This window comes from Clostridium thermarum (assembly GCF_006351925.1).
In the GTDB taxonomy this organism is placed as follows: domain Bacteria; phylum Bacillota; class Clostridia; order Clostridiales; family Clostridiaceae; genus Clostridium_AU; species Clostridium_AU thermarum.
Map to the genome: position 1 here is coordinate 555,975 of NZ_CP040924.1, position 12,630 is coordinate 568,604.

Annotated in this window: 6 protein-coding genes; 5 read left to right on the forward strand and 1 reads right to left on the reverse strand. The window is 38.3% G+C overall.

The features are described from left to right. Positions 1-87 precede the first annotated feature (87 nt). On the reverse strand, positions 88-4,305 hold the full coding sequence (locus tag FHY60_RS02485; protein ID WP_139903045.1) for an endo-1,4-beta-xylanase: 4,218 nt from the start codon (positions 4,303-4,305) through the stop codon (positions 88-90). Between the two features lie 226 nt (positions 4,306-4,531). Between FHY60_RS02485 and FHY60_RS02490 the strand changes: the two genes are divergently transcribed. From FHY60_RS02490 to FHY60_RS02510, 5 genes are all read left to right on the forward strand, one after another. Continuing rightward, the gene (locus tag FHY60_RS02490) at positions 4,532-6,112 is read left to right on the forward strand and encodes a response regulator transcription factor (protein ID WP_139903048.1); all 1,581 of its coding nucleotides are present in this window, start codon (positions 4,532-4,534) and stop codon (positions 6,110-6,112) included. A gap of 145 nt (positions 6,113-6,257) precedes the next feature. Further along, complete coding sequence (locus FHY60_RS02495; RefSeq protein ID WP_139903051.1) at positions 6,258-7,937, forward strand: sensor histidine kinase; 1,680 nt, start codon at positions 6,258-6,260, stop codon at positions 7,935-7,937. Positions 7,938-8,109: 172 nt separating this feature from the next. Continuing rightward, positions 8,110-9,675 (forward strand): response regulator, encoded by a 1,566-nt coding sequence (locus tag FHY60_RS02500; protein ID WP_163215705.1) that lies wholly within the window; start codon positions 8,110-8,112, stop codon positions 9,673-9,675. 130 nt (positions 9,676-9,805) lie between these two features. Beyond that, complete coding sequence (locus FHY60_RS02505; RefSeq protein WP_139903056.1) at positions 9,806-11,524, forward strand: type 2 periplasmic-binding domain-containing protein; 1,719 nt, start codon at positions 9,806-9,808, stop codon at positions 11,522-11,524. A 123-nt stretch (positions 11,525-11,647) separates the two neighbouring features. Continuing rightward, positions 11,648-12,625 (forward strand): ABC transporter permease, encoded by a 978-nt coding sequence (locus tag FHY60_RS02510; protein WP_139903059.1) that lies wholly within the window; start codon positions 11,648-11,650, stop codon positions 12,623-12,625. Positions 12,626-12,630 lie beyond the last annotated feature (5 nt).

Below are 12,630 nucleotides of genomic sequence, written 5' to 3' on the forward strand. Positions count from 1 at the left end.
GCCATTTTCTTATTAAGGGCGCCAGACTCTATAAAAAAGAGCTGACGCTCTTTTTTTAGCGACAGCCCCTGTATATTTTGGTATCTATTAATTTAGTATGCTTTCTACGGTTCCTGGGGTTAACACACCTTCACCACCAAGAACTTTAACCTTACTGACTTTTGATATAACTGACTTTACAAAAGTCCTCTGAGAAGTTATATCCTTACTGTTTACCAGTATTATAGGTGCTTTCTCTCTGCCAGCCAAAGCTGATCCGCAGATTGCATCAGGATAATTGCTTCCAGTAGCAAGGTGAATAGTTGAGAAATCATATTCTGCAGCAAACTTTTCCAAAACTGCTGAATTTGTAGCATATCTGTCGGTGCCTGCTATTCTTTCTGCTTTTGCTATACCTTTAACAGCAGCTTCTGAAATTACTCCGGTACCACCAATTACATAAACCCTGCTGTTGTTATCCTTTATGAATTTTGCAGCTTCAGCAGTTAATTGGTTGCCAGCAGTAAGAAGGATTGGGCTTCCGGTGGCTGCTGCATAAGAAGATATTGAAAGTGCATCTGCATAGTCCTTGCCTGTAGCCAGGAATACTTGTTTCTTAACAGGCATCCTATTAGCGATTGCAAGGGCAGTAGCATATCTGTCGTTTCCGCTTATTCTTTCTACAGTAATGCCCATTGCCTTAATTGTATTTTCTACTTCTGTAGATATAGCTCCTAAACCGCCAATGATATATACCTTCTTAGCAGCTAATCTAATTATTTCGGCCTCTGCGTTTGCATCAAGAGCCTTAGATGAAGTCAGAAGTACCGGTGCATTTAACTGCTTAGCAAATGGTGCTGCTGTCAATGCGTCAGCAAAATCATCGCCTCTTACAAGAACTACATTGTCAGCAGTAGTCCATCCTAACTGTGAAATTTTGATACTTGTTTCGTATCTGTTTGCACCGCCAAGACGTACTATAGCCTTTTCAGTTGGTGTATTAACATCTCCACCGCCTGTACCAGGTTCAGTTCCACCGCCTGTGCCAGGTTCAGTTCCACCGCCTGTACCAGGTTGAGTCCCACCGCCTGTACCAGGTTGAGTCCCACCGCCTGTGCCAGGTTCAGTTCCACCGCCTGTGCCAGGTTCAGTTTGATTAGCTACAAGCTGTAAGTTTCCCAAGCCTGAAGTACTTGACCAGGAATTACCGGATGGGTCACACCAAGTAACTACACTTACTCTTGAACCGCTGTCATCTGCATTGTTAACTTGCAGATCAAAGCCTATAATAGTTCCGGCCTTAGGAGTTATAGCTGAAAGTGGTACAGCAGCTTCAACTATATATCCCTTATCAGTTATTTTCGTAGCGGACCTAAAGCCTTCCAGTGGTCCTGTGCTACCAAAGCTTTGCTGATTGTCATAGTTTACTCTGAGCTGGTAATCATCAGCTTCGTAATAAGCTGTCTTATTATTATTTTGATCCAAGAAAATCTCTATGGAATCCTGTTCATAATCATTTACATTTGCTTTATTTAGATGATCATCTTTAACCTCTGCTAATACATACAGCTCATTTTCATTCCACAGAGTTCTGAACTTGGCTGTTGCTCCAGAGTTACCTTGAACCCAAGTATTAGTTTCCAAGCTAGTTGCCTTATTCCATACAGAATCTATAGTTCCGTCTATAGTTGGAGTACCATATGCAGCGTTAGCCAGTAATGAAGGACCGGATAGAACTAAGTCACCAAAGTAAGCTGTATTTGTATCTTGTCTATTAGCGTAGTCATTCCATACTGCCTGTGAATCTACATTTCCGCTTCCCTTATCATCATTAACCCTGATATCAAAGCCAATAGTTTTTCCTAATTCCGGTGAATAGTCGGCAATAGGTATTACCTTATATACGGTATATCCATTAGCATCACGGCTGCATTCATCACGTTTAACATTTATATGTTCGTCATCTGACTGATAGCTGGTAGATCTATCTCCTTTTTTATCTATATATATATCTACACTATCCTTACTGTCAGGAGTAGCATCACTTATATATGCTTTTATATAAAGATTTTGGCTGTCCCACATTGTCTGAACCTTTGCAGAAGCACCGTCTAGTCCAGAGGCAAAGATGTTAGCTGAAATAGGTTGGATTGTAGACCAGATAACGTCATCTGCATTTTTAGGACTTCCTTCTGCTGATTTTGCACTTTGTCTATCGATGTTAGCTTCTGAAGGATCTACAATAGCCCAGTATGCATCTTTAGCTTGAAGCCGTTTGTCAAATAACAATGGCACTTTATCGCCTCTCCAAGAATCTGCATCTGTTACTCCCCATATCATTACTACATCGATATAGTCTTTTGTCTTTATAAAATCGAAGAATTGCTTGTACATTCTTGCTTGCTTAGCGTAGCTAGCGCTAGTTATTGGAGAATCTTCTATAGTAAGATCCAGTTCTGTAATCTGAATTTCAAGACCCAGTTCGGCTAACTTTTCTATAGAGGCTTTAACAGCATCCATGGAAGTATTTGTACTCATGTGCATCTGCATACCTATAGCATCGATAGGAGTACCAGCCTCAAGTAATTTCTTTACTACCTGATAGAATTTTTCGGTTTTTGCACCGTTGTTTTCTATATTGTAGTCATTGATAACAAGCTTCATGTCCGGATCTGCTGCCCGGGCAGCCTCAAAGGCTACTTTGATATAATCGGGACCGGCAATCTGATACCATTTGGAGTTTCTATAGTTGCCGTCATCACCGATTACTTCATTAACAACATCCCAGTAAATAATAGGATTGTTCTCACCGTACTTCTCTTTGAAATGCTTTAATACTGTTGTTATATGGGTTCTTTCCCTTTCCAGCAGCAGTTCTTTTGAAGCAGGCTTGGATGGATCATCAGGATCCTGGAAGAACCAATCAGGTATCTGTGAATGCCAAACTAAGGTATGACCTCTCATAGACATATTGTTTGCTATGGCATAATCTACAATTTTATCGGCATATTCAAAGGTAAAGTTGCCTTCTGTTCCTTGAAGTGCATCCGGCTTCATATGATTACCGGGAACTATCATTGCATAATGCTTTCTAACAAGCTGTTCTGATAAGCTGCCTGCTGCAATGGTTTCAGGTACTACTGCACCGCCTATGGTGAAGTAATCTTTAAATACATCCTTTAAAGAAGGAATGTCTGTCTGAACTGGTAGTGGACCACTTCCGCCAATTTCAACCACTGATACATCATCAACATAAAACTCCAAGTTCCCATTGGAAGATTCAACGTATAGATCCAATTGAGTCATGGCAGGGGTTGCATCCAATAAGGACATTTCTGTGTCGATAGTAGTCCAATAGCTATCGCTGATACCTACATTGGATTTTAAATTGATCCAGGATTGAGCACCGTCTATAGTCCTCTCAGTTGTAACGGAAACGGTTTTTAGACCGGATTGTCCCGGTACAGCTTTTACCTTAAGTGAAACAGTGTAGGTACTGCCCAAATTAATTTTATCTATCAGGGAGACAGCAGGTCCGTTCCAGTTCTGAGTTCTTCCGGTAACCTTAAGACTGTACTCTCCGCTGGCAGCATCTTCTTTGGTGGCTTCAATCTGTGCTGTTCCTCTTCCATACCAACCGTCAGTAGTTCCATCCTCAAAGTTGGGATTAGATACTATATTGGTTCCAGCAGGAGGAGCATTTGGATTCCTGGGCACGGTTCCGCCATTATCTACCTTGCGGCCCGTTATAACTACATCGTCAACATAAAACTCCAATGCAGCATTTGGTGCTTCTACATATAGTGCCAGTGTAGTATAAGCATCATAGGCCGGGGTATAGGTACCTGTAATGGTTGTCCAAGATTCTTCGTTCACTGTGTTTTGGTAGGCTATAGTGTCATAGCTGTCAGAAGTTGCTGTGCTTTCTCTTCTAAGCATTGTCACTGTTATAAGCTGATTCGTATTTTCTGCCTGCTCTTCGGCCTGGCCTGGTACAACTCTTACCTTTAAAGATAAGTTATAGGTTGCACCTTTTAAGAGCTTTCCGTTCAAGTTTATTGATGGGCCATTCCATGCAGCGGTTCTTCCTGTAACCTTCATACTATGGTCTCCACTGGCAGCAGCCTCTGTAACTGCTGTCAACGTCACAGGACCTCTGGGAGTCCAACCGGAGGTAGTACCATCTTCAAAGGTTTCATTGACAATTATGTCATCCTCAGTGGGGGTATCCGCTGAGACCCTTTGAACAGGGGTAGTTGCCCAAATTCCGACAATCATGCAGGCAGACATTACATAGCTAAGGATTTTTGAAACTTTTCTCTTCATATTTCCCTCCTTGATATGATTGTTTTAGTAAATGTTTACATCATGATTTTATCATTTTTGTCGGAACGTAAGTATTCAGTAAACTAAATATCTACCCCCTATAAATTTAACTTCTTTTGGAAATATATAATTACTGACAATTAAAACCTATATTGTAAAACATTTATGCTGGGTGGTAAAATTATCATAGGTCAGGTAATAGATTGGTGATGGGGGAGATGTTTCAATGTTTAAGGTTTTATTAGTTGATGATGAACCTGCAGTAATACAACTCTTAGAAAAACTTATTGACTGGAAGTCCTTGGGGTATGTTGTATGCGGCAGGGCATCAAATGGTGAAGAAGCCTTAGAATTTTTAAAGCAATATAATCCACATTTAGCCATTGTGGACATTCGAATGCCAAAGGTCAATGGCCTTCAGCTTTTACAACAGGCATCGGAAATATTGTACTTGAGGACGAAGTTTATTATTTCAAGTGCCTATAGTGAATTTGAATATGCTAAGACAGCAATGCGTTATGGAGTCAGTGATTATATATTGAAACCTATAGATGATGAAGAAATACTTCCGGCTTTAATGAGAGTGACGGACCAAATTAAAACTGAAATTGGTACTCTTGAAGCTGAGGCCAATAAACTGAAATTTGCAGCCAACAATTATATTAACAGACTAATAAAAGATGAAATCAGTGAGGAATTGCTAGAAAAATGTAAACGTATCCTCAGCTTGAAAGAGGATACCTATTTTAGATGCGCCCTATTGGAAATTAGTCAGTTTGAAAAATGGATGAATAAGCTTGAAGATTTAGAACTTCAAAGAAAAAGATTATCTGTACGAAAAGCCATTGAAGACACAGTAGGCAATGACCATGTGCTAAAAATTTTTGAAGAGGATATTCATCGATTCGGCATAATCCTTACGGAGGAATTCATTATGCAGAAGGAGAATTATCTTGAGAATTTAAAGAAGGAGATAGAGCAAAAATGCGGATGCTTAGTTTGCATGTCCTTGAGTGAAAAAGCAAGAGAAACAAAAAATGTGGGCAAGCTATACAGACAGGCTTTGATAGCACTTCAATACAGGCTTTTTCAGAGTGACAGGGAAGTACTTTACTATGAAAAATTTAAGAACATTTCTTTGAACTATAATTTTTACGAAACAAATCCTGAAAACTTAGTGAGAGATATATTATCCTGTAACCTTCCCGGGATAGAAGAAAAGATCAAAAATGTCTTTGATGAATTCTATGATAAAAAGTGTGCCACAGAGGTTATTACTAACTATATAAAAAGTATTGAATTTGAGCTGGTAAAAAACATACAGGCCCATAATGGAAGAGCAGATGAAATTATAAGCAGACTCGAGCATATTGCCATGACTGTAGGGAAAACATCTATTGATTCCTTAAAAGAAGACTTTTATGACTTGGTCTTGTACCTGGCTGATTATTACAAGAATATTAGCTGCAGGAGTTCCAAGGATATTATTATCGAGATTAAGAATTATATACATCAAAATTATCAGAAGGACTTAAAACTTCAGCAGGTTGCAAAAGAATATTTTGTTAATCCGGTATATCTGGGACAAGTTTTTGCTAAAACTGCAGGTATGCATTTCACTGATTATTTGCACAGTGTTCGTATAGAGGAGGCTAAAAAATTGCTTAGGAGGACAAATATGAAAATCTCAGCCATTGCTTCAATGGTAGGCTATAGTGACTCCGAGTACTTTGTGAATAAGTTTAAAGCAATTACCCATCAAGTACCTTCTGATTATAGAAAAAAACAAAATATGCTTGAGCGGTGAGGAGTGTATCATTTTGCATGGCAAAAAGGGATTGTTGAATTTCATAAATGATATTCCGTTAAATTCAAAGTTCACAATAATATACATTTTTTGTGTACTCGTACCCATCTTAACAATCAATCTAATCTTTTGGAGAAAGATATCTATGGATGTTAAGGAAAGGGAGATAGAAAACTATAATATATCCATGAATAGGGTAATATCGGATATCTCATCCATAATCTATGGCTGTGTTGATATAAGCCATTCCGTATCTACTGATAAATATCTGTATGAGATGATGGATAGACAGTACAAAAACGATTCTGAGTACTATGCAGCCTATCATGACTTACTGAGGGATAAACTAAATAGATATTTGCCTATCTATAATGACGTTAAGCAAATAGCCCTGTATACAACTAACGATACTATAGACAGCGGTGGTAACTACTATTATATTGACGCACAGATTAGGAATTCTTCCTGGTATAGAGAGGTTCATAAATTAAGCAATAAGGTAGGCTTATACACATACTTAGACAAATCCAGCGATGGTGGGGGTAACTATGTTCAATATATAAGTGTTTTGAGGAGACTCACCGAGTTTACTTCAAGTTCTCAAGGTTATGAACACGTTTTGAAAATAGATATTGATATAAACAAATTATATGAGATATTTTACAGGGAAAGAGATTACTTGGACTTATTTTTGGTGGATCCCCAGGACCGGGTTATCTGCTCCACAGGCGGAAGATGGGAAAAGGATTTATCAAAGGGGTTTACTGATTTCAGCAGCCTCTATAAAAGTAAAGAGAACAGTAACTATCTAATCCGAACTTTCAGGAGTGGCAATTTTTTAAGCGGATGGAAAATAATCGGTGTCCCCAGCAGTAACCCCGTTGTCAATGCATCAGGACAATCTAATATTTATATCCCCTGCATTATTTTTGCAGTAACCCTCATATCTTCAATGCTTATTTGGATTATTGTAAGATCCTATAATTACAGGCTTAAAAAGCTCCATAAGCATATGAAGGGAGTGGAAAATGAAAAATTCGAACTTATTGAAATAGCCAGAGGTAAGGACGAGATTGGGGAACTGGTACAGAGTTTCAATATGATGACTTCTAAAATAAATACTTTGATCAATGATGTGTACAAGCTTCAGCTAAAGAAAAAGGATCTGGAAATTCAAAGAGTACAAGCAGAATTGAACTTTCTCCAGAGCCAGGTAGATCCACACTTTCTTTTTAACACACTAAATGCGGTAATGGCCATCTGCGTTAAAAATAACTACGAAGATTTGACAGAAGTTATAAAGTATCTTTCCAAGATATTCAGAAGGTTAATAAGCTGGAAGGATGACATAGTTACAGTACGGGAGGAGATTTCCTTTACTGAAATGTACCTTAAGATAGAGAAATTTCGTTTTCTGGAAAAGTTCCACTATGAAATCCAGGTGGACGAGGAAATACTTGAATTAAAGGTGCCTAAGATGAGCATACAGACTCTGGTGGAGAATGCCTGTAAGTACGGAATTCAGAGCAGTGACGGGGTAGGCATAGTAAAAATACATGTAAGGCGGAAGGGAGATTATCTAAGTGTGGATGTTGAAGATAACGGCTCAGGCATTGAACCCGATAAACTCCATGATATCCTTGACATGCTGGAGAAAGAAGATTCCGCTGAAAAAGTCGGTATCAGCAATGTGTATAAACGGCTAAAGTTATACTACGGTGACGAGGTGGAATTTTATATAAATAGTGAGCTTAATAAAGGCACTGTTGTGCATTATGGGATAGATGTAAGTAAACAGCACGAGTATGCTGTGAGTTTACATTAAAAAATTGCTAAGCAATTTTTAAATTAGTAATGAGTGATGAGTAATTAAGGATGAAATTACTCATTACTCATTATTAATTACTAATTCGGGAAACTTCTTTGAAGGGGAAGTTGAACTAATTCGGGTTACAAAAAATTAGCTAACACTTGGCATGTTGAGAGGGGGAGATTTAATGTACAAGGTTTTGTTAGTAGATGATGAACCTATGGCCTTGGAAGTATTGAAGTATGTAATAGATTGGGAGAAACTTGGTTTTTCAGTTTGTGGAGCTTGCAGCGGGGGCAGGGAAGCGGCTGAAGTTATAGAAAAATATGAACCTGAGCTTGTAGTGACGGATATTAAAATGCCGGTTATGGATGGCTTGGATTTGATCAGGCATGCCAGGGAAAAGGGGAAAGAAAATATAAAGTTTATAGTAATCAGCGGCTTTGGTGAGTTCGAATACGCCAAGAAGGCAATGCAGTATTCGGTAAGATACTACCTTCAAAAGCCTGTTGTGGAGGAGGAGATATATGAAATAATCCTGGAGATTAAAAAGGAGATGGATAAGCAGCGCAGGGATAAGGAAAGCGCAGAAAGGGACCTGACTGCCGCTGTGAATGCAGTTCTGAGCAATTTAATCCGAGGCAATGTGAAAGAGGAATTTTTAGAATATCTTAAGGTTATTATGGATGAAGAAGACCTTCTCAAGAGCTGGAATTGCATTGTCATAGAGCTTGAAGCTCAAGAAGAAGCGGGGATAAAAGACATAAGGCAAAAGGTAGGGGAAGCTATTGATAGGGTAGTAGGAGACGACCATAATACCTTTGTGCTTGAACATGGTTTATATAGATATGTGATTTTAGCAAGTCTAAATGATGAGGAAGCTCATGAGAGCAAAATAAATAGTATAGCTGGAAGAATATATGAAGGTATTCTTTCAGTTCTTTCTTCAGGCTTTACAATGGCTGTGGGAGAAAAGGTACTGGGAATAGAGGCAATAAATCATTCCTACAGCACAGCAGAAGCAGCTTTAAGTCATAGATTTTACAGAGGCTTGAACTCATTGATTCCTTTTGATGAGGTTAGGAATAAGAGTTTCAAATTTGAGTTTAATGAACTCTTTATGTCTGATAAAGTCCTCGAGGCTGTGGAGGAAGTTGACATAGGGAAGATAAAGGATACAATTGATACAATCTTCTCCTATTTTCAAAGCCACAACCTTGATCCCAATATAGTCATAATGTTTACCTCAAATATGATAGACAAGGTAAATAAATTGTTATATCAATCAGAGAATAGGACGAGGAAGCTTATGTACAATCATACCATACGTGAACTTAAGGGACATGAGAGAACTATGTGGGAGCTTAAGAAGTTTTTTGAGGACTTCTGCCTGTACTGCTGTGAACACTTAAAGAAGACACAGCATAGGGGGGAAGAAAGTAATATGGCAAAGATTGAAACTTTTATAAGTGAAAACTATAAAAGAAACATTACCATACGGGAACTGGCAGACAAGGTATATATGCATCCGGCTTATCTTGGTCAACTTTTTACACGGAAGTTTAAAGTTAGCTTTAATGAATACATACATAAATTGCGTATAGAAGAAGCTAAAAGGCTTATGAAGACTACCAATTTAAAGAATCATGAAATTGCCGAAGAGGTGGGCTACAGCAGTTATAATGGCTTTCTGCAGAAGTTTCAAAAGTACACCGGCATGAAACCTATGGAGTTTAGAAATGGCATACATTAAATATAAATGTAAAAAATAAGGGGGTTATACCTTTAATTTGATAAATTGTTATGTATTCGTTTACTATTTATAATGTATGTATACAAGGCAATATGGTCTTGAATGTAAAAAGTGTAAGGGGGATACTGAAATGAAAAAAAAGGCAATAATGGCTTTGTGTATGGCTTTTGCAGTTTCATTGACAACCTTGGTAGGGTGTAAAAAAGATAACAACAGCAAACAGCCTGCTGAAACCAGCCAACCTAGCCAAAACGGAGAAACAAAATCAGAAGACAAACCTTTGGTAAGTCCAGAAAATCCAATAACTATTTCTGTGTTCATTGGTGATTCCACAATTCCTGCAGCCACACCGGACAACAAAATTTACAAGAAGATCAAGGAAGAACTGGGAATAACCTTTGAAATTGAATTGCTGGCAGGTGACATTAATCAGAAGCTTGGCGTTATGATAGCCGGTGATGATTTACCTGACTTGGTAACCTATAACTCCAAATTCCAAGATGCAAATACCCTTATACCTCTTGAAGAGCTAATTCAAAAATATGCGCCGGATATATACAGTCATTATGAACCACACTGGGAAAAGATGAAGGACCAGAATGATCAACATATTTACTGCATGCCTAACTGGGGAGTTTACCATGGTAAGTATACTGCAAATTATTATGGTGGACCAGCCTTCTGGATCCAAAAGGATGTACTTGCCCAAGCAGGTTATCCAAAGGTAACTACTCTTGACCAGTATTTTAACCTTATAGAAGACTATATGAAAAAGAATCCAACTATAGATGGACAGCCAACAATCGGCTTTGAGACCTTGGCTGTAGCAGGATCATCCTTCGTATTGGAAAATGCTCCTGCACAGTTGGCAGGATCACCAAATGACGGTGGAGTTATTGTAAAAGATGGTGTTGCAGAACTTTATGCAGATAAGGAAATATCTAAGACATATTTTAAGAAATTAAATGAAATGTATAATAAAGGTGTTCTTGACAGAGAGGCTATTACTCAGAATAAAGACCAGTATCTACAAAAGATCGCCAGCGGCCGTGTACTTGGTATGTATGACCAGGGATGGCATTTCCAAAGTGCTGAAGAAACTCTTTTAAAGGATAAGAGATATGAAAGGACCTATGCTCCGCTTGCTCTAACTTATGAAGGAATTAAACCTTACTATAGAGACCGTAGCGTAGTAAACCTTGGGAACGGTTTTGCTATTACAAAGAACTGTGAAGAACCTGAAAGAGTAATTTATGCTCTCAATCTGCTAATGTCTGAAAAATGGCAGAAGCTTCTTAACTGGGGAGTTGAAGGAGAAGATTACTCCATAGATGCTGCTACTGGACAACCAGTTTGGTCAGATGAACAAGAAGTAAATAACAATGACAATGCTTATAAGGCTGCAAACAGAGCGGCAGCTATCTACAGCTATATGCCAAAGATAGAAGGACAATATAGTGATGGAAATGCAACAGCTATAAATGACAACCCAATACAATTTGAAAAGAGCCTAAATGAGTATGATAGAAACTTTTTCAAGCAATATGGTGTTGTAAGTAGGGCAGGAATGATGGGAGATGCTCCTGAGAACCCTGTACACTATCCGGCATGGAATATCAATATTCCGGCTAACTCACCGGCTTCTATAGCAAATACCCAATTAGAAGACGCAAGACTTAAGTGGCTTCCAAGAGTTATTGCATCAAATTCTGCTGATTTTGAAGCACAGTGGAACGCCTTTGTAGAGGAGTTCAATAACTGTAATCCAAAGGCTTACCTTGATGCTATTAACGAAGGTATACAGTACAGAATAAAGAATTGGACACCTACTACTAATAACTCTAAATAACTGATTTAGTTAGAATTAACCTACAGGATAGTGAAAGATACGTCACCCCCAGTGCGTATCTTCCATTATCCTGTTAAACAATAATTAGCACCAGGCAGTTTAGGAATACAGGGAGGAGAATATATGGCAGAAATTCAGCAAAATATCAATGAAAGTAAAAATACTATAAAAGTCAAAGAAAAGAAAAAGATAACATGGAAAGTCATTAAGAGCCAAAGGGAACTCATCTTTATGTCTGTTCCTTTTCTGGCATATATTATTTTATTTGCATATGTACCTATTTGGGGATGGCTAATGGCCTTTCAAAACTACAGACCTGGAACGAGCTTTTTCAAACAACAGTGGGTAGGCCTTAAACAGTTTAAAGACCTTTTCTCTTATATGGGCTTTGGTCAAGTTTTTAGAAATACAGTGGCAATGAGTTTAATTAATCTGGTATTGGGCTTTACCTCTGCCATTATTTTGGCACTGCTGCTTAATGAAATAAAAAATAGATTCCTGAAGCGTACCGTTCAAACAATATCTTATTTACCACACTTCTTATCCTGGATTATTGCTACAGGAATAATTGCAAATGTCCTTTCAACTGATCCGGCAATTGGAATACTAAACAATCTTCTTATGAAACTTAACATTATAGATCAACCAATTGCATTTTTGAGTATTCCAAAGCTATTCTGGCCAATTGTAGGTATAGCTAACGTTTGGAAGGAAGTGGGATGGAATACAATAATTTATCTGGCAGCTATTGCATCAATAGATCCGGCCTTGTATGAGGCTGCAGAAATGGATGGAGCAGGACGTTTTCAGAAGATGATTCACATCACCCTTCCAGGCATAAAACCAACTTTTATGGTACTTCTTATCATGAATATCGGACATATTCTGGATGCCGGTTTCGAAATACAGTATTTCTTAGGGAACGGTCTGGTACAAGACTATTCCAGGACCATTGATATATTTGCTCTCAAATACGGTATTGAGCAGTTTAATTATTCCCTTGCTACCGCAGCCGGAATCTTCAAAAGTGTAGTTAGTATAACACTGCTATTTATGGCAAATTTCATTGCAGGTAGAATCGGAGAAGAAAAGCTGGTTTAGGAGAG